The sequence below is a fragment of the Streptomyces misionensis genome (assembly GCF_007896895.1).
Taxonomy (GTDB): domain Bacteria; phylum Actinomycetota; class Actinomycetes; order Streptomycetales; family Streptomycetaceae; genus Streptomyces; species Streptomyces misionensis_A.
Genome location: NZ_VOGW01000041.1, coordinates 1 through 16,523 on the forward strand (window position 1 = coordinate 1; position 16,523 = coordinate 16,523).

The following is a 16,523-nucleotide window of genomic DNA, read 5'->3' on the forward strand; positions in this document are numbered from 1 at the left end:
GTGGCCGAACTCGCGGGCCCGACCGCCTGACGGGGGGCGGGAAGGGCGGACCGGAGGGCGCCCGGGCTCCCGTCCCGGTCACGTCACGCCGTCGTCACTCCCCCTGGTGTTCCCGCAGCGCGCCCACCGCCAGCCCCGCCTCCCGGCAGTCCCGGACGATCGCCGGCAGCGCGGCGAGCGCGGAGCGCCAGCAGCCCGGGGCGGCGAGGCGGTCGGAGTCGTGGAGCAGGATGGTGCCGCCGCCGCGCAGGTCGGCGGAGATCAGCGCGCGCACGGACTCCGGCGTGGCGTCGGCGCGCCAGTCCTTGCCCCAGGCGGACCACAGCACCGGCCGCAGCCCGGCCCGCCGCGCGGCGAGCCAGCGGGCGGAGGTGAGGATGCCGTAGGGCGGGCGGTACCACCGGGGCCGCCGGCCGGTGATGTCCCGTACCGCGCGGGCGGTCCGGGCGAGGCCCGTGGTCTCCCGGGCGACGGCGGGGAGCCAGGGCCGGTCGTGGGACCAGCCGTGCACCGCGACCTCGTGCCCGCGCCGGGCGGTCTCCGCGACCAGGGCGGGATGGCGCACGGCGTGCTCGCCGAGCACGAAGAAGGTGGCGTGTGCGCCGAGTTCGTCCAGGACGTCCAGGAAGCGGGGCGTGGCGACCGGGTCGGGGCCGTCGTCGAAGGTCAGGGCGACATGGTGGCGCGGCCCGGTGCCGGCGAGCCGGGGGAAGAACGGCAGCCGTACGCCCGGGAGCCAGGTGGCGGCCGGGCCGATGTGGGCCCCGGCGAGTCCGACGGGCAGCAGTACGGCCGCCGTACGAAGGGCGCGGGATGACATGGTGACCTTCCTGGGGTTGCGCGTTCAGTTGTGCCGCATCGGGAGGTGGGTGTCCGGCGGGTGTCCCTCCGCGGGCGTGTCCCAGCCCCGGCCGACCGAGGGGGCGTTCGCCAGCCCGATGCTGCCCGCGCCGATCAGCACGATGCCGATGGCCTCGGGCACCATCCGCGGCCCGAGCTGGACGGACTCCTCGAACAGCGCCCAGCCGAGCGCGACGCTGGTGAGCGCGTCGCCGAGGGTGAGCGCGGGCTGGGACGCGGCCAGCGAGCCGGCGCCCAGCGCGCTCTGCAACAGCAGGAAGGCGACGAGCCCGGTGGCGGCGGTGGCGTACGGCGACCAGTGGGCGAACATGGCGGCGGGCCCGAGCCGCAGCCGTCCCACGGTCTCCTTCAGCAGTGCGGCGGTGGTCGCGAAGGAGACGGCGGACGCGAGGCCCAGCAGCGCCGCGCGGGCCGCGCCCCGTACCGTGCGGGCGAGCAGCACCAGGAGCACGACGACACAGCAGGCCACGCCCCCGGCCATCAGCCAGGCGCGGGAGGTCGCGTCGTTGCGGCCCGGCACCGGCGCGGCCGAGAGCAGGAAGACCGCCAGCCCCACGGCGAGCGCGACGAACGCCAGCCAGGTGCGGCGGTCCGGGCGGCGCCGGAACACCAGGCCGCCCACGATCAGTGTGAACAGCAGCTCCGTGGCGAGCAGCGGCTGCACCAGGGACAGGCTGCCCACGGCCAGGGCCCAGGCCTGGAGCAGGGCGGAGACCATCAGCAGGCCGACGCCGCCCAGCCAGTCCGGGCGGCGCAGCAGCCGCCGCAGCCCGCGCAGGAAGGCCCCGGCCCCGACGGGTTCCTCCGGGGTGTCCATGGCGGCGGCCCGGCGCTGGAGCACCGAGGAGGCGGCGTTGGCCAGGGCCGCGCACAGCGCCAGGACGACCGGCAGCGCGAGCACGCCGCTCACCCGAAGCGGGCGGCGAGCCGCCGGTAGAGGCCGGGCGCGGCCCCGCGCACCCGGGCGGGCAGCCGCAGCCAGCCGGGGACGTACACCTCGTCCTTGCCGCGCCGTACGGCGGTGAGCACGGCGTCCGCGACGCGCTCGGGCGGCACCGGGCGCGGCCAGGAGCGCCGGTAGGGGGCGCCGCGCCGGTCGAAGAAGGGGGTGTCGACCACTCCGGGGACCACATGGGTGACGCCGACGCCGGTGCCGCGCAGTTCGTAGCGCAGGGCGTCGGCGAACGTGGCCACGGCGGCCTTGACCGCGGAGTACACCGCCTCGCCGCGCACCCCCACGCTGCCCGCGACGGAGCCGAGCAGCACCACGCGTCCGGAGCCGGCGGCGACCATGTGGGGCAGCAGGCCGCGCACCAGCTGCATGGTGGCCAGCAGATCGGTGCCGACCAGTTCCTCGATGCGGGCGCGGGGCATGCCGGTGAAGTCGCCGGCCCAGCCGACACCGGCACCCGCCACGACGAGGTCCACGCGGCCCAGGTGGTCGAGGGCGGCCTCGGTCACCCGGCGGTCGGCGCCGGGCCGGGTGAGGTCCGCGGCGACGGCCAGGGCCGACATCTCGGCGGCCACATGCTCCAGACGGGTGAGGTCACGGCCGTTGAGCACCAGCCGCCAGCCGCCCTCGGCGGCCAGCCGGCGGGCCACGGCCGCGCCGATGCCGGAGGAGGCGCCGGTCACCAGGGCCGTGCCACGGCGGGCCGACGGGGCGTCCGGGACGGTCTCCGCCACCGGTCGCGTGCGGTTCGACGGTCCTGCGGGGGACGGGGCATGGGACATGGTGGCGACCTCACTGCGACGGCGTACACGTCTCGCGAACTCCAGGGCCGAACCCTCGCGGTGTATCCAGGGCGCCACACCATGAAACAACGCGCATGTGGAGACGGCGCGGACGGCGGGGTGGACGCCGTCCAGGGTGAGGCGGCTGCCGGTGAGGTCGACGGACATGGCACCTCGGTCTTCCGGGGGCAGGGATCGCCGCAGTGTTTCCCCGTGCGCCGGGGAAACACTGCGGACACCGCCCGAACGGGGGCCTCTCGGCGAGCGCCCGCAGGACACCTCGTCCAGGCGCCGCCGCCGTCCGGGGCTTGAGACCGCCGTACCGGGCAACCCGTGGGCGATCAGGACGACACCGAAGGCGGAAGGGAGACGCGATGTCCGGCGGGGACCAGCGCGAGGAGCGGCCCGAGACGGCACTGGGCGAGGTGCTGCACGAGGCCGAGGAGGCCGAGCGGCGCGGCGAGAAGGACCGCGGCAAGGGTGAGGCGGGGGACGCCATCACCCCGAACGCGGGCGCCCAGGAGCAGTCGCGGGGCGACCGCAAGACACCCGGACGGCACCACTGAGCTGCCCGGACGCGGGTACCCGGGGTCCATGAACCACCCTGTGCGAGGACCCGAGCTGCCGGACGCCCGCGGACCGCTGTCCGCCGCGCTCATCGCGTTCCTGCGGGGCGCCGGCCCCCTGCCGAGCCCCGTGGACGCGGCGGACGCGGACCCCTACGGCGATGATCCGCAGCTCGCCCTGTACCTGTGTTACGAGCTGCATTACCGGGGCTTCGCGGGCGTGCCCGCCGAGGCCGAGTGGGACCCGGAGCTCCTGCGGGTGCGGGCCGCGCTGGAGCGGCGTTACCTGGCCGCCCTGCGCGCTGACACCCCGGTCCACGACCGTCTGGACGACGCGCTCGGTGCCCTTCTGGTGGAACCCGCCGAGGGCACCGGCGCCAGCCATTTCCTCTGCGAGGAGGGCGAGTTGTGGCAGCTGCGCGAGTACGCGGCGCAGCGTTCCCTGTACCACCTGAAGGAGGCCGACCCGCACGCCTGGGTGCTGCCGCGGCTGTGGGGCCGGGCGAAGGCGGCGATGGCGGCGGTGGAGTACGACGAGTTCGGGGGCGGCCGGGCCGAGCGGGTCCACGCGCGGCTGTTCGCCGACCTGATGCGGGACCTCGACCTGGACACCCGGTACGGCCGGTACCTGGACGCGGCTCCGGCCGAGATGCTGGCCGTCGTCAACCTGATGTCCCTGTTCGGCCTGCACCGCGCCCTGCGCGGCGCCCTGGTGGGCCACTTCGCCGACGTGGAGATCACCTCCTCCCCCGGCTCCCGGCGCCTGGCCGAGGCACTGCGCCGCACCGGCGCGGGGGCGGCCGCGCAGTTCTTCTACGACGAGCACGTGGAGGCGGACGCGGTGCACGAGCAGGTGGTCCGGCACGAGGTGATCGGCGGACTGCTGGAGGAGGAGCCGGAGCTGGCGGCGGACATCGCCTTCGGCGTCGACGCCACCGAGTACCTGGAGGACCGGCTGGCCCGGCGGCTGCTGACCGACTGGCGCGCGGGACGGTCGTCGCTCCGGGTGCCCCTGGGAGAGCCGAGCACGGTGTGACCCATGCATCCGGTATGCACGGGTACTCGCGATCCGTGATCGCTTTGCTGATTCCGGGCGTCTACGCCCCACAGGACGACACCGCGCTGCTGGCCGAGGCCCTGCGCGAGGAGGCGGTACCGCCCGGGGCACGGGTGCTCGACGTGGGCACCGGGAGCGGCGCGCTGGCGCTGACGGCGGCCCGGATGGGGGCCGAGGTGACCGCGGTCGACGTGTCCCGGCGGGCGGTGTGGACGACCCGGCTGAACGCCTGGCTGACCCGGCTGCCGGTGCGCATCCGGCGCGGCGACCTCTTCGCCCCGGTGCACGGGCGGACGTACGACATGATCCTCGCGAATCCGCCCTACGTCCCCGCCCCGCACACCGGCGGCGGCCCGCGCGGCCGGTCCCGGGCCTGGGACGCGGGCCACGACGGGCGGCTGCTGCTGGACCGCATCTGCCGGGGCGCGCCCGGACTGCTGGCGCCCGGGGGCGTGGTGCTGCTCGTGCAGTCCGCGCTGAGCGATCCCGGACGGACGGTCGATCTGCTGCGGGACGCGGGCCTGAAGGCGGCCGTGGTGCGGCGGCGCTGGATCGGACTCGGCCCGGTGCTGCGTTCCCGGGCGGACTGGCTGCGCCGGCGCGGGCTGCTGGCGCCGCACGAGACGAGGGAAGAGCTGGTGGTGATCCGTGCCGAACGAACCTGCTGAGCGCGCCCGGCGGATCACGGTGCAACGGCGTGGGCCGCTGCTCGTGGAGGGGCCCGTGGAGATCGAACTGGAGGACGGTACGACCGTGTCCTCGGACCGGTTCCGTGTCGCTCTGTGCACCTGCCGGCGCAGCCGGCGCTACCCCTGGTGCGACACCAGTCACCGGCGCAAGGCCTGAGCACCGTCCTTTTTTGGCCGCTCCCCGGCAGGACCCCCACGGACCTGACCGGGGAGCGGCTTCGGTGCCGGGCAGGCGGCGGGCGACCCCACTTCGCCCGGCGACCCGGCGCGAGATCGCGGGTTCCCCGCTTCACAGGGCCGCACTCCCCAGTCACGGTCCTGATCGGTGTCCACGCGGGGGCACCTGCGATCCCGGTCCACTAGAACGCGAAGAGGCTGCCGCCCGTCGCGTCCCGCTCACAGGAGTTGCCGAAGGTGCGCTCGTACGAGACGCGCCGGCCCTGCCACACGCCCTGGACGGTGATGGTCACGGGGTCGTACAGCTTGTTGCACCACACGTCCTCGCGTGCCTTGAGGGCGTCGAGGTCGCCACCGACTCCGCGCAGCTCGGCGCATGCCTCGGCGGCGGCCGGGTGGGTGCCGGAGGCGCCCGGGGCGCAGCTGAGGGTGACGGCACGCTCGGGGGCCGCCGTGGCCGCGTCGCCGCCGTGGCCGGTGGTCAGCACCAGGGCCGAGGGGGCGTAGAGCGAGGCGGGGGCGACGTCCGGTGCGGCGACGGCGGCCCCGGTCAGGGGTCCGCAGACGGCGACGGCCGTGAGGCCGAAGGCCGCTGCCCAGCGCGCGGTGTTCCGCATTGTGTGCATCCTTCCGCTCGAACAGACAGGGTGCCGGCTCCGTTTCCGGTGGGACGTCGGAGCGGCGAGCGCCACTCTGCCGAGTCCCCCGCGGAAACACACATCGACCCCACAGCTTTCGGTAACCTTTTGTGTTGAAGCAGTGGCGTGAAGTCACGGAATTCGAACGGCAGGACCCGGTAACTGCGCGGCAGTTGCCGTCAGGAAGCCGTCAATTGACTGAGAATCAGCGCTTGTTTAATCGTCCGGAAACATTCCGGCACCGCCGTCCAGGACCCCCTTCATGACTCCCCGTGTTCAGGGAACGATCACCGGAGGCGGGGGCTCCACCCGGGGCCGACTCCCCCGCTACCGGCCCGTATTGTCGGCGCCGCACGCGAACTCGGCGCGGGAAGACGGGAGCAGCGGATGGCGGGGCACTGGGCGGACTTCCAGTACGAGATCTACCTGAACGGGATGTCGGGCGCCGTGCCCCGGCTCCCGACCGATCTGACCCGGCTGGAGGAACTCGCCGAACACCGGCTCGGCCCGGGCCCGGTGGGCTATGTGGCGGGCAGCGCGGGTGACGGCGGCACCGCCCGCGCCAACCGGGCGGCGCTCGCCCGGCGCCGGATCGTGCCGCGCATGCTGCGGGACGTGCGGGAGCGCGATCTGTCGGTGGAGGTGCTCGGGCGGAGCCTGCCGGCCCCGCTCGCCCTGGCGCCCGTGGGGGTGCTGTCGATCATGCACCCGGACGCCGAGACCGCCGCCGCACGGGCCGCGGCGGCGCAGGGCGTGCCGTACGTCCTGTCGTCCGCGTCCAGCACGCCGATGGAGCAGGTGGCGGAGGCGATGGGGGACGCCGAGCGCTGGTTCCAGCTGTACTGGGGCAAGGACCGCGAGGTGACCCGGAGTTTCCTCGGGCGGGCGCAGGCGGCCGGGTTCTCGGTGCTGGTGGTCACGCTGGACACGCCGCTGCTGTCCTGGCGGCCGCGCGATCTGGACCGGGCCTATCTGCCGTTCCTGCACGGGGTGGGCACCGCCAACTACTTCACCGACCCGGCCTTCCGGGCGGGCCTCGCCAAGCCGGTGCACGAGGACCCGAACGCGGCGGTGCTGCACTTCCTCGGCCTGTTCGGGGACCCCGGCCACACCTGGCCGGACCTGGAGTTCCTGCGGGCCCACTGGGACGGGCCGATCGTCCTCAAGGGCGTGCTGCACCCGGACGACGCCCGGCTCGCGGCGGACGCCGGGATGGACGGCGTGGTGGTCTCCAACCACGGCGGCCGGCAGGTCGCCGGGTCCGTGGCGGCGGCCGACGCGCTGCCGCGGGTCGCGGCGGCGGCCGGTGACCGGCTGACGGTGTTGTTCGACAGCGGCATCCGCACCGGCGACGACGTGTTCAAGGCGCTCGCCCTCGGCGCCGAGGCCGTCCTGCTGGGCCGGCCGTACGTCTACGGGCTGGGCCTGGACGGCGAGGCGGGCGTGACCCACGTCATCCGCTGCCTGCTGGCCGAACTCGACCTGACCCTCGCCCTCTCGGGCCACACCACCGCGACGGCCCTCACCCCGGACGACCTGACGGAGGACCCGGCCTGAGAGCGCGGCGGACGCCCCGGCGCCCCGGCACCTCCACCGGAGCCGGGGCCGCACCGGGCGGCGGCACGGCGGGACTTCCGGGCGGCGGCACGGGCATGTCCCGGGCTGCGGCACCGGGATGATCCGGCGCCGGGCCCGTCCTCGCGCACCCCGTGTGAACCCCGCGCACCCATCGCGCGGGCGCACACCGTACCGTCGCGCGCGCCCCGGTGATGGACTGGGTCGGCCGCCCGGAAGGCCCCGCGCGGGACGGCGGCTCTCCCGTGCGGGACCGGCCGCCGGCCCGTTTCGCCCGCCCGGTCGGCGGCCCCGGCGCCTTCCCCCGCCGGCCGGGCGGGCACGGACGTCGGATACGGACGGCCGCGCGGGCCGCCCGGCGCGTTCGGCGGCGGGCGGCCGGTCGGGGGGCGGCTCAGATCTGCCAGGAGCGCAGCCGGTCGGCGGCGCCGTACACGTCGGTCTTGCCGGAGAGCAGGTCGCGGGCCAGGTCCACGAGGGCGCCGTACGGCGGGTCGATGCCGACGCCGCTGACGAACATGTAGGCCACGGCGGTCGCGCAGGCGAAGCGGGCGTTGGCGGCGGGCAGCGGCTTGAGCAGGGTGAGGGTGTGCAGCAGGGCGGCGGCCCGCCAGGCGGGGTCGGAGTCCACGCCGAGCCGGGGCGGGTCGACCCGGTGCCGGGCCACGGCGGCGACCAGCGCGGAGAAGTCGTCGACCGCGGGCTGGTCGGGCAGTACCTCCTCGTGCCGCTGGAGCAGCCACGGGACATCGATGTGGATGACGGGAGGCATCACTCAGGCGGCCTCGCCCCGCGCGGCCGGAGGCTCGTCCTCCGGGAAGGCGGCCGCGAACTCCTCGGCATGGGTGGTGAAGAAGCTGCGGAACGCCTCGGCGCCCTCCTGAAGCGCCCGGTGCCGGGCGATGTCGGCGGCGGCGGCCTCGCGGACGAGGGCCTTCATCGACGTACCGCGCTCCTTGGCGATCTGCCGCAGGTCCTCTAGTTCCCGATCACTGAACTCCACGTTGAGAGCTGGCATGGACCAAACGGTACCGCTCGGGTACTCACCCGTAAATATCCGCAGGTCATCTCACACCTTCTGCGGTACCGGCCCTGACTTCCGGGACCGAGGACCACGTCCGATACCCGCCGGTCCCGGCCCGGCCGGCGCCGCAGACTCGGCAGGGACAACGGCACGAGAACCGCCCGGGAGGACCGATGACCACTGTTCCGAGGGAGGCACCGGGCCTGACCCCCGCCCCGGCCGAGGCCCGCCGCCGGGTGGCCCGCACCGACTGGACCGCGCTCGCGGCGGAGCTGGACGAACACGGCTGCGCGGCCACCGGCCCCCTGCTGACGGCCGCCGAGTGCGGCGTCCTGGGCGCCCTGTACGACCGGCCGGAGCTGTTCCGCACCACGGTCGACTTGGCCCGGCACCGGTACGGCTGCGGCGAGTACCGCTACTTCACCCACGATCTGCCCGCCCCGGTGGCCGCTCTGCGCGCCGCGCTCTACCCGCGGCTGCTCCCGGTGGCCCGGGACTGGGCGGCCCGGCTCGGCCGCCCCGCGCCCTGGCCCGACGCGCTGGACGAGTGGCTGGAGCGCTGCCACGCCGCCGGCCAGGACCGCTCGGCGCAGATCCTGCTGCGCTACGGGCCCGGCGACTGGAACGCCCTGCACCGGGACGTGTTCGGGGAGCTGGTCTTCCCGCTCCAGGTGGTAGTGGCCCTCGACGCGTACGGCGACGACTACACGGGCGGCGAGTTCCTGATGGTCGAGCAGCGGCCGCGGGCCCAGTCCCGGGGCACGGCGAGCGTGCTGCGGCAGGGGCACGGGCTGGTGTTCACCACCCGGGACCGCCCGGTGCGCACCCGGCGCGGCTGGTCGGCGGGCGGGATGCGGCACGGGGTGAGCACCGTGCGGTCCGGTCGGCGGCGCACTCTGGGGCTGGTGTTCCACGACGCCGCGTGACCACCAGTCCGTGGGCCACCGGGCCCTGGGACCCACAAGCGCACAGGACCGGTCTCGAACAAACAGATTCCGACCACCGATCGCAACGGAACCGAAAAAATGCGCAAGCCCCTCGTGACCTGGGGAGATCGTCGATCTTGATCGCGTCCGGCCAATCATCGTCCACAGGGGTGCCGGCGTTCACCGGCGGGCACGAAGCACTAGGCTGGGACTCACGAGTAGTGCCACCTGTTCACTGTGAGTGTGCGCTTGGGAGCGGCGACGATGAGCCGGGTCTATCCGTTCGACGAGGCGGCGACGGCCCGGGCTGTCATCGATGACGACGGAACACTGGTGGAGTGGAACGAGGGCGCGCGGCGACTGCTCGGCCACCCCGCCGAAGCCGTCGTGGGCCGCCCCGCCTCCCACCTGCTCGCCGGACCGGCCGTGAGCCCGCCCGAAGACGCCCGCCGCTGGCACGGCACGCTCGAACTGCGCCACCAGGACGGCCGCAGCCTTCCGGTGTGGCTGCTGGCCCGGCGGCTGCCCGGCCCCGACGGCGCCGGGGACCACTGGGTCCTCGTCACCCCCCTGACCGGCGCGCAGCCGCCCGCCGAGGACGACCCGCTGGGCGAGGCGGGCCTGGACCAGTCACCGTGCGCGATCGCCGTGTACGACGAGAGGCTGCGGCTGCGCCGGATGAACGGCGCCATGGCCGCGCTCTGCGGGCTGCCCGAGGACCGGACGCGGGGGCTGCACATCACGGACATGGTCGGCGAGCCGGAAAGCGAGGATCTGGCCCCGAGCATGCGCGAGGTGCTGGGGCACGGCCGGCCGCTGGACGTGCAGACCTTCATGCGGGTAGGCGGCGACCAGCGGGCGCACGCCTGGCTCGTGCGGATGACCCCGGTGCGGGACCGGCCCGGCCGGGTGCGCGGGGTGTGCCTGGCCCTGCACGACATCAGCGAGAACCACCGGGCCCGGCAGCGCCTGCAACTGGTGAACGAGGCGAGCGTGCGCATCGGCACCACCCTCGACGTGACCCGCACGGCGCAGGAGCTGGCCGGCATGTGCGTGCCGGCGCTGGCCGACTTCGTCACCGTCGACCTGCTGGACCCCGAGGAGTACGGCGGGGAGCCCCCGGCCCGTGTCACCACGCCGGTCACCCTGCGCCGCGCCGCCCATCTGTCGGTCCTGGACGGGGTGCCGGAGGCGGTGGTGAAGCCGGGGCAGAACGAGCGCTACCCGGCCGGTTCCCCGCAGGCGGACGCGCTGACCGAGGGGCGGACGATCATCGCCTCGATGGCCGCGGGCGACATGAGCCCCTGGCTGGACTGGAACAGCGCCCGCGCCCGGCAGGTGCGCGTCTTCGGCATCCACTCCACGATGGCCGTCCCGGTGCGCGCCCGCGGGCTCACCCTCGGGGTCGCGGTGTTCACCCGGCACCGGCGCCCGGAGGGCTTCGCCCCGGACGACCGGCTGCTGGCGGAGGAGATCACCACCCGGGCCGCGGTCTGCATCGACAACGCCCGGCGCTACTCGCGCGAGCGCGAGACCGCCCTGGCCCTGCAACGCAGCCTGCTGCCCCGCACCCTGCCGCGCACGGCCGCCCTGGAGGCCTCCTCCCGGTACCTGCCGGCGGCCCGGGCCGGGGTGGGGGGCGACTGGTTCGACGTGATCCCGCTGTCCGGGCTGCGGGTCGCCATGGTCGTCGGGGACGTGGTCGGGCACGGCATCCAGGCCTCGGCCACCATGGGCCGGCTGCGCACCGCCGTGCGCACCCTCGCCGACATCGACCTGGCCCCGGACGAACTGCTCACCCATCTGGACGACCTGGTGGTGCGGCTGGCGGAGGAGGCCGGCGACGGCAGCACCGGCGAGGTCGGGGCGACCTGTCTGTACGCGGTGTACGACCCGGTCTCGCGCTGCTGCACGCTGGCCCGGGCCGGGCATCCGCCGCCCGTGCTGCTGCCGCCGGGCGGGCGGCCGCACCAGCTGGACGTGCCCGCGGGTCCGCCGCTGGGCCTGGGCGGGCTGCCCTTCGAGTCCACCGAGGTGGAGCTGGCGGAGGGCACCGTGCTCGCCCTGTACACGGACGGTCTGGTGAAGTCCCGGGAGCGGGACGGGGACGCCGGGCGCGGCATGCTGTACCAGGCCCTTGAGGCGTACGCCGGTTCGCTGGACGCCTCCTGCGACCGCATCCTGCACTCCCTGCTGCCGTCCGGCGGTGTCGCCGACGACGTGGCGCTGCTGCTCGCCCGCACCCAGGGCCTGCCCGCCTCCCAGGTGGCGACCTGGGACATCCCGGCTGACCCGGCGCTGGTGGCGCCGATCCGCAAGCAGGCGGTGGAGCAACTGGACAGCTGGGGGCTGAGCGAGGCCGCGTTCACGGCGGAGCTGGTGGTCAGCGAGCTGGTCACCAACGCCATCCGCTACGGCGCCCATCCGATCCGGCTGCGGCTGATCCATGACGCGGCCACCCTGATCTGCGAGGTCTCCGACACCAACCCCACCGCCCCGCACCTGCGCCGGGCCAAGACCTTCGACGAGGGCGGCCGGGGGCTGCTGCTGGTCGCCCAGCTCACCCAGCGCTGGGGCAGCCGGCACGGCGGGCAGGGCAAGACGATCTGGGCGGAGCTGCCGCTGTACGAGGAGGAGGACCGGTAGCCCGGGCGGCCACAGCGCTAGAGACCGGTGAGCCAGGGCCGCACCTGCCGGCGGGCCTCGTGCAGGCGGGACTTGAGGGTGCCGAGCGGGATGCCGGCGCGCTCGGCGGCCTCGGCGTAGTCCAGCTGGCAGATGTCCCGGTACACCAAAGGCGCCACCAGGTGCGGGTGTTCGCGCTCCAGCCGGTCCAGGGCCTCCAGCAGGTCCACCCGCGAACCGGCGATGACGCTGGTGGTGCGCGGGTCGACGGCGTGCGCCGGCTCGATGGCGGCGGGCTGCTCGGCGGCCCGCCGCTTCAGCTCGCGGTACTTCTGCCGGCAGCAGTTGGCGACGACGGTGTACAGCCAGGTGCCGAAGCGGCTGCGGCCCTCGAAGGTGCCGATGCGGCGGGCCACTTGGAGCAGCACGTCCTGGGCGGCCTCCTCGGCGTCCTCCCGGCACGGCAGGAAGCGCCCGCAGCGGCGCAGCACCTCGGGCCGCAGCTCGGCCAGCAGCCGGTCCAGGGCCGCCGTGTCCCCGGCGGCGGCACACCGGGCGAGATCCTCCACCGGCGCCTCGTCCTGCACGTCGGGCCCTCCTTCGGTCGATCTCAGGGCAGGCATGATAGTCGCATGCACTCGCTGGAGCGGATCGGCCGCTACCGCCTCGAACGGCCGCTGGGCACCGGTGCGTTCGCCACCGTGTGGCTCGCCCACGACCCGGAGCTGCAGGCCCCGGTGGCGGTGAAGGTCCTCGCCGAGAACTGGTCGCACCGGCTGGACGTCAGGGACCGCTTCCTGTCCGAGGCACGGCTGCTGCGCCGGGCCGGCTCCAGCCGGGTGGTGCAGGTCTACGACATCGGGGAACTCCCGGACGGCAGACCGTACTTCGTGATGGAGTACGCCGACGGCGGCACCGTCGCAGAGCTGCTGGCGAACGGTCCGCTGCCGGTGCCCGACGCGCTGGCGCTGACGGCGGAGGCCGCGCGGGCCGCCGCCGCGCTGCACGAGGCGGGGATCGTGCACCGCGACATCAAGCCGACCAACCTGCTGCTGCACACCGCCCCGGACGGCACCCGGCGGGTGCTGCTGGCCGATCTGGGGCTGGCCAAGAGCCTCGCGCAGGCCTCGGTGCTGACGCTCGCGGCGGGCTCGGCGGGGTACCGGCCGCCGGAACAGGCCGAGCCCGGCGAGGGCATCGACGAGCGGGCCGACGTCTACGCCCTGGGCGCGGTCGGCTACGAACTGATCACCGGGAGCGTGCCGGGACCGCCGGGGAAGGTGGTGCCGCCGGGGCGGCTGCGGCCGGACCTCGGGGACGGCGTGGCGCGGGCGCTGCTGCGCGCGCTGGAGCCGGACCGCACGCGGCGCTGGCCGGCCGCGCGGGAGTTCGCGGCCGAGCTGGACCGGCTGGCGGCGGGGCCCCGGAGGCCCGCGCGGCGGCTCGACCGGGTCCGCGGCCGGCTCGGCGCGGTGACGCTGTCGCTCGCCGCGCTCGCCGCGGCCGCGGTGACGGCGGTCGCGGTCACCGCCGTCCTGCACCGTGGCGGCGCGGCTGAGCAGGCCCGGGTGGCGGACGCGCACGGGCGGGTGAGCGTGCGGGTGCCGGCCGGCTGGGACCGCCGGCTGCGCGACTCGGGCTGGGACCCGCACGCCCTGGGCCTCGGCGCGGGCCGGGAACCGGGCCTGGTGGTGGCCGACGACCTCGCCCACTGGTCCGAACTGGACGCGCCGGTGAACGGGGTGTTCGTCGGGCTCAGCGAACACGGCGACGTCACCGCCCGGGTGAAGGCGCTCACCCATCCCGGCTGCCACCACTCCAGCAGCCGCGCCTTCGCCGACGCCGGCTGGCACGGCCTGGTGCGGGCCTGGAGCGGCTGCCCGGACGGCGGGTCGATCACCGAGTCGGCGCTGGTCCCGGCCGGTGGTGCCGACCAGCCCCAGGTGTACGTGCAGCTACGCCAGCGGGGTGACGAGGACGCCACCGATGGCGTACTGCGTTCGCTGCGGATGGGGTGAGGAGTCGGCCGGGCGCCGAAGCGGGGAAAAGAACCCCTGTGTTCCGAACTTTTCCCACGGTCCGTGCATCGGAGTGGGGTGACGGCGCACTCGGCACCGTAGGCACGCGTCCACACGCGTGCCCCGACCCTCCAGGAGTGTTGAGCGACATGGTGTACACCCCTCGGTCCGCGCGGCGCGGGGCCCTGCTCGCGGGCTCGATGGCCGTGCTGGGCCTGCTGACCGCCTGCGGCAACGGACAGACCGTGCACAGCGATCCGCCCGTGACGGCCTCCGGTACGGCCGCACCCGCGACCGACGCCTCGACGCCGCCGGCGTCCGGCACTCCGGCCGCGCCCTCCGCCGGGTCCGCCACGCCCACCGGAGCCGCCTCGACGGCGGTGTCCCGGGCGACCGGGACGTCGGGCGGCACGGGAACGACCGCGGCGACGAGCACCCGCTGCCACACCTCCGAACTGCGCGCCTCGGTGGGCCGCAACGATCCCGGCGCCGGGCAGGAGAACTTCCCCCTGGTCCTCACCAACGCCTCCCACCGCACCTGCACCGTACGCGGCTTCCCGGGCGCGGCCTTCGTCAGCGCGGGCGGCGCCCAGCTCGGCCCCGACCCCCGGCGCGAGTCGGGCTCCCCGACGACGGTCACCCTGCGGCCGGGACAGAGCGCCTGGGCCGGGCTGACCTACTCCAACCCGGAGGTCAGCGGCGCCAGGACGGCGAGGCCGGCCGCGCTGCTGATCACCCCGCCGGACGAGCGGGACCATCTGAAGGTGGCGTGGACGGGCGGCGCGGTGCCCGTCTCCGGTAACTCCTCGTCCGTCTTCCTGACCGTCTTCGGCCCCGGCACGGCGCCCTGACCGGCCCGTGCCGACGGCGCGGGCACCGGGGGCGTCTGTTTTCATGGGCGGGAATGCCTGATCGATTCCGGAAGGACCCGCCCTGAACAGCCCGCTCGCCGAAGCACTCTCCGCCGTACTGCTCCTCGCGGTACTCGCGTTCGCCGTCGTACGGCCCTTCGGATGGCCGGAGGCGGTCATGGCCGTCCCGGCCGCCGGGATCGCGATCGCCACCGGCGCCATCTCCCTCGACCACGCCCGGGCCGAGGCCGAGCGGCTGGGGCCGGTGGTCGGTTTCCTCGCGGCGGTCCTGGTGCTCGCCCATTTCTGCGACGTGGAGGGGCTGTTCCGGGCGTGCGGGGCGTGGATGGCCCGGTGGGCGGCGGGCCGTCCGGTGCGGCTGCTGACGGCGGTCTTCGCGCTCGCCTCCGTGATCACCGCCGTGCTCAGCCTGGACGCCACGATCGTGCTGCTCACCCCGGTGGTGTTCGCCACCGCCGCGCGCACCGGCGTACGCCCCAAGCCGCATGTGTACGCCTGCACGCATCTGTCGAACACGGCGTCACTGCTGCTTCCGGTGTCCAATCTGACGAACCTGCTGGCGTTCGCGGCGAGCGGGCTGAGCTTCACCCGGTTCGCGGCGCTGATGGCGCTGCCGTGGCTCGCCGCGATCGGCACCGAGTACCTGGTGTTCCGGCGGTTCTTCGCCGGCGACCTCGCGACGGCGGCGCCGGCGGCACCGGACACCGGCGAACAGCCCCCCTTCCCCCGGTTCGCGCTGGCCACCGTGGCCTGCACACTGGCCGGGTTCGTGGTGGCCTCGCTGTTCGGCGTCGAGCCCGCCTGGGTGGCGGCGGCCGGGGCGCTGGTGCTCGCCGGGCGGGCGCTGCTGCGGGGCCTGGCGACCCCGCTGAGCGTGGTGCGGGCGGCGGCCCCGGCGTTCCTGGCGTTCGTGCTGGCGCTGGGCATCGTGGTCCGGGCGGTGGTCGACAACGGGCTCGCCGATGTGCTCGGGCGGGTGGTGCCGGGCGGCACCGGGCTGCCCGCGCTGCTGGGGACCGCCGCGCTGGCCGCCGTACTGGCGAACATCGTCAACAACCTGCCCGCGGTGCTGGTCCTGCTGCCGCTGGCGGCGCCGGCCGGCCCCGGCGCGGTGCTCGCGGTGCTGCTCGGGGTGAACATCGGCCCGAACCTGACCTATGCCGGGTCACTGGCCACGCTGCTGTGGCGGCGGATCGTGCACCAGCACGAGCACGACGTGAACCTCGGGGAGTTCACCCGGCTGGGGCTGCTCGCCGTGCCGTCGTCCCTCGCCGTCGCGGTGGTGGCACTGTGGGGGTCGCTGCACGTCTTCTGAGGGAGGCCGACCGTATGCGTGTGATCGTCTGGCTGGTCGAGGGCACCTGGCCCGCCTGTGTGGACGCCGTGCGCAGCCACGCGCCGGAGGGCGCCGAGGTGGTGCTGCTGCACGTCAGCGGGCCGGATGTGCCCGGGGTGGCGCACGGCGCGTTCGCCGGACTGCTGGGCCGGGGGCACCCGGAGCGCGATCCGGGTGCCCTGCTGGAGCGGCTGGGCGGCACGTCGGCGGCCGAACTGCTCGCGGCCGCGGCCGAGCGGCTGGGCCGGCCCTGCGCGCGCGAGGAGCGCTCGGGCCGGGTCGAGCGGGAGGTGGTGGCCGCCGCCGAGGGGGCGGACCTGCTGGTGCTGGCGCGGGACGGGGACCGGTCCCGGCTGGGCCCGCGCAGTCTCGGCCCGGCGGTCCGGTTCGCCGTCGACCACGCCCCCTGCCCGGTCCTCCTGGTC

At 75.2% G+C, this 16,523-nt stretch carries 18 protein-coding genes; 11 read left to right on the forward strand and 7 right to left on the reverse strand.

The features are described 5' to 3' along the window. Positions 1-94: 94 nt before the first annotated feature. From FRZ03_RS07040 to FRZ03_RS07050, 3 genes are read right to left on the reverse strand one after another with little or no spacing between them, the layout of a single operon-like run. Entirely contained in the window at positions 95-820 is a 726-nt protein-coding gene (locus FRZ03_RS07040) for a polysaccharide deacetylase family protein (RefSeq protein ID WP_146464284.1), read from the reverse strand. Between the two features lie 24 nt (positions 821-844). Then, positions 845-1,762 carry a DMT family transporter gene (locus tag FRZ03_RS07045; protein WP_146464285.1) on the reverse strand — a complete coding sequence of 306 codons (918 nt, stop codon included), beginning with the start codon at positions 1,760-1,762 and terminating at the stop codon, positions 845-847. Between the two features lie 5 nt (positions 1,763-1,767). Then, positions 1,768-2,595 carry an SDR family NAD(P)-dependent oxidoreductase gene (locus FRZ03_RS07050; protein ID WP_146464391.1) on the reverse strand — a complete coding sequence of 276 codons (828 nt, stop codon included), beginning with the start codon at positions 2,593-2,595 and terminating at the stop codon, positions 1,768-1,770. Between the two features lie 374 nt (positions 2,596-2,969). On the opposite strand from FRZ03_RS07050, the gene FRZ03_RS07055 reads away from it, so the two are divergent. Genes FRZ03_RS07055 through FRZ03_RS07070 form a run of 4 tightly spaced genes read left to right on the forward strand, consistent with a single transcriptional unit; the run spans position 2,970 to position 5,064 of the window. Then, complete coding sequence (locus FRZ03_RS07055; protein WP_146464286.1) at positions 2,970-3,161, forward strand: hypothetical protein; 192 nt, start codon at positions 2,970-2,972, stop codon at positions 3,159-3,161. 28 nt (positions 3,162-3,189) lie between these two features. Beyond that, positions 3,190-4,197, forward strand: coding sequence for an iron-containing redox enzyme family protein (locus tag FRZ03_RS07060; protein WP_146464287.1), 1,008 nt, complete (start codon positions 3,190-3,192; stop codon positions 4,195-4,197). A 14-nt stretch (positions 4,198-4,211) separates the two neighbouring features. Beyond that, entirely contained in the window at positions 4,212-4,886 is a 675-nt protein-coding gene (locus FRZ03_RS07065) for a HemK2/MTQ2 family protein methyltransferase (RefSeq protein WP_146464288.1), read from the forward strand. Continuing rightward, positions 4,867-5,064 carry a CDGSH iron-sulfur domain-containing protein gene (locus FRZ03_RS07070; protein WP_146464289.1) on the forward strand — a complete coding sequence of 66 codons (198 nt, stop codon included), beginning with the start codon at positions 4,867-4,869 and terminating at the stop codon, positions 5,062-5,064. Before FRZ03_RS07065 ends, FRZ03_RS07070 begins: the two co-directional genes overlap by 20 nt. Positions 5,065-5,266: 202 nt before the next feature. Here FRZ03_RS07070 and FRZ03_RS07075 read toward each other — a convergent pair whose 3' ends face one another. Then, entirely contained in the window at positions 5,267-5,701 is a 435-nt protein-coding gene (locus FRZ03_RS07075) for a subtilase-type protease inhibitor (protein WP_146464290.1), read from the reverse strand. Between the two features lie 408 nt (positions 5,702-6,109). On the opposite strand from FRZ03_RS07075, the gene FRZ03_RS07080 reads away from it, so the two are divergent. After that, on the forward strand, positions 6,110-7,279 hold the full coding sequence (locus FRZ03_RS07080; protein ID WP_146464291.1) for a lactate 2-monooxygenase: 1,170 nt from the start codon (positions 6,110-6,112) through the stop codon (positions 7,277-7,279). Between the two features lie 412 nt (positions 7,280-7,691). On the opposite strand, the gene FRZ03_RS07085 is transcribed toward FRZ03_RS07080, so the two are convergent. Beyond that, positions 7,692-8,069: a toxin Doc gene (locus FRZ03_RS07085; RefSeq protein ID WP_146464292.1), complete on the reverse strand. Its 378-nt coding sequence runs from the start codon at positions 8,067-8,069 to the stop codon at positions 7,692-7,694. A 3-nt stretch (positions 8,070-8,072) separates the two neighbouring features. Beyond that, positions 8,073-8,315, reverse strand: coding sequence for a hypothetical protein (locus FRZ03_RS07090; RefSeq protein WP_146464293.1), 243 nt, complete (start codon positions 8,313-8,315; stop codon positions 8,073-8,075). A gap of 179 nt (positions 8,316-8,494) precedes the next feature. On the opposite strand from FRZ03_RS07090, the gene FRZ03_RS07095 reads away from it, so the two are divergent. Then, positions 8,495-9,247: a 2OG-Fe(II) oxygenase gene (locus FRZ03_RS07095; protein ID WP_146464294.1), complete on the forward strand. Its 753-nt coding sequence runs from the start codon at positions 8,495-8,497 to the stop codon at positions 9,245-9,247. 264 nt (positions 9,248-9,511) lie between these two features. After that, the gene (locus FRZ03_RS07100; RefSeq protein WP_146464295.1) at positions 9,512-11,893 is read left to right on the forward strand and encodes a SpoIIE family protein phosphatase; all 2,382 of its coding nucleotides are present in this window, start codon (positions 9,512-9,514) and stop codon (positions 11,891-11,893) included. Positions 11,894-11,910: 17 nt separating this feature from the next. Here the strand turns inward: FRZ03_RS07100 and FRZ03_RS07105 are convergent, their stop codons facing one another. Beyond that, on the reverse strand, positions 11,911-12,459 hold the full coding sequence (locus FRZ03_RS07105; protein WP_146464296.1) for an RNA polymerase sigma factor: 549 nt from the start codon (positions 12,457-12,459) through the stop codon (positions 11,911-11,913). Positions 12,460-12,504: 45 nt separating this feature from the next. Here FRZ03_RS07105 and FRZ03_RS07110 point away from each other — a divergent pair, with 45 nt between their 5' ends. The 4 genes from FRZ03_RS07110 to FRZ03_RS07125 all read left to right on the forward strand — a co-directional run. Next, positions 12,505-13,890: a serine/threonine-protein kinase gene (locus FRZ03_RS07110; RefSeq protein ID WP_146464297.1), complete on the forward strand. Its 1,386-nt coding sequence runs from the start codon at positions 12,505-12,507 to the stop codon at positions 13,888-13,890. A gap of 149 nt (positions 13,891-14,039) precedes the next feature. Further along, positions 14,040-14,741: a DUF4232 domain-containing protein gene (locus FRZ03_RS07115; protein WP_146464298.1), complete on the forward strand. Its 702-nt coding sequence runs from the start codon at positions 14,040-14,042 to the stop codon at positions 14,739-14,741. Positions 14,742-14,823: 82 nt separating this feature from the next. Further along, positions 14,824-16,077, forward strand: coding sequence for an SLC13 family permease (locus FRZ03_RS07120; protein ID WP_186785297.1), 1,254 nt, complete (start codon positions 14,824-14,826; stop codon positions 16,075-16,077). A gap of 14 nt (positions 16,078-16,091) precedes the next feature. Then, a partial coding sequence (locus FRZ03_RS07125; protein ID WP_146464392.1) for a universal stress protein occupies positions 16,092-16,523 on the forward strand: 432 nt, incomplete at its 3' end.

Coding starts and splice junctions, on each gene's coding strand:
- FRZ03_RS07040 (WP_146464284.1), bottom strand. CDS start 820: ATGTCATCCCGCGCCCTTCGTACGGCGGCCGTACTGCTGCCCGTCGGA.
- FRZ03_RS07050 (WP_146464391.1), bottom strand. CDS start 2,595: ATGTCCCATGCCCCGTCCCCCGCAGGACCGTCGAACCGCACGCGACCG.
- FRZ03_RS07055 (WP_146464286.1), top strand. CDS start 2,970: ATGTCCGGCGGGGACCAGCGCGAGGAGCGGCCCGAGACGGCACTGGGC.
- FRZ03_RS07060 (WP_146464287.1), top strand. CDS start 3,190: ATGAACCACCCTGTGCGAGGACCCGAGCTGCCGGACGCCCGCGGACCG.
- FRZ03_RS07065 (WP_146464288.1), top strand. CDS start 4,212: ATGCACGGGTACTCGCGATCCGTGATCGCTTTGCTGATTCCGGGCGTC.
- FRZ03_RS07075 (WP_146464290.1), bottom strand. CDS start 5,701: ATGCGGAACACCGCGCGCTGGGCAGCGGCCTTCGGCCTCACGGCCGTC.
- FRZ03_RS07080 (WP_146464291.1), top strand. CDS start 6,110: ATGGCGGGGCACTGGGCGGACTTCCAGTACGAGATCTACCTGAACGGG.
- FRZ03_RS07085 (WP_146464292.1), bottom strand. CDS start 8,069: ATGCCTCCCGTCATCCACATCGATGTCCCGTGGCTGCTCCAGCGGCAC.
- FRZ03_RS07090 (WP_146464293.1), bottom strand. CDS start 8,315: ATGCCAGCTCTCAACGTGGAGTTCAGTGATCGGGAACTAGAGGACCTG.
- FRZ03_RS07095 (WP_146464294.1), top strand. CDS start 8,495: ATGACCACTGTTCCGAGGGAGGCACCGGGCCTGACCCCCGCCCCGGCC.
- FRZ03_RS07100 (WP_146464295.1), top strand. CDS start 9,512: ATGAGCCGGGTCTATCCGTTCGACGAGGCGGCGACGGCCCGGGCTGTC.
- FRZ03_RS07110 (WP_146464297.1), top strand. CDS start 12,505: ATGCACTCGCTGGAGCGGATCGGCCGCTACCGCCTCGAACGGCCGCTG.
- FRZ03_RS07115 (WP_146464298.1), top strand. CDS start 14,040: ATGGTGTACACCCCTCGGTCCGCGCGGCGCGGGGCCCTGCTCGCGGGC.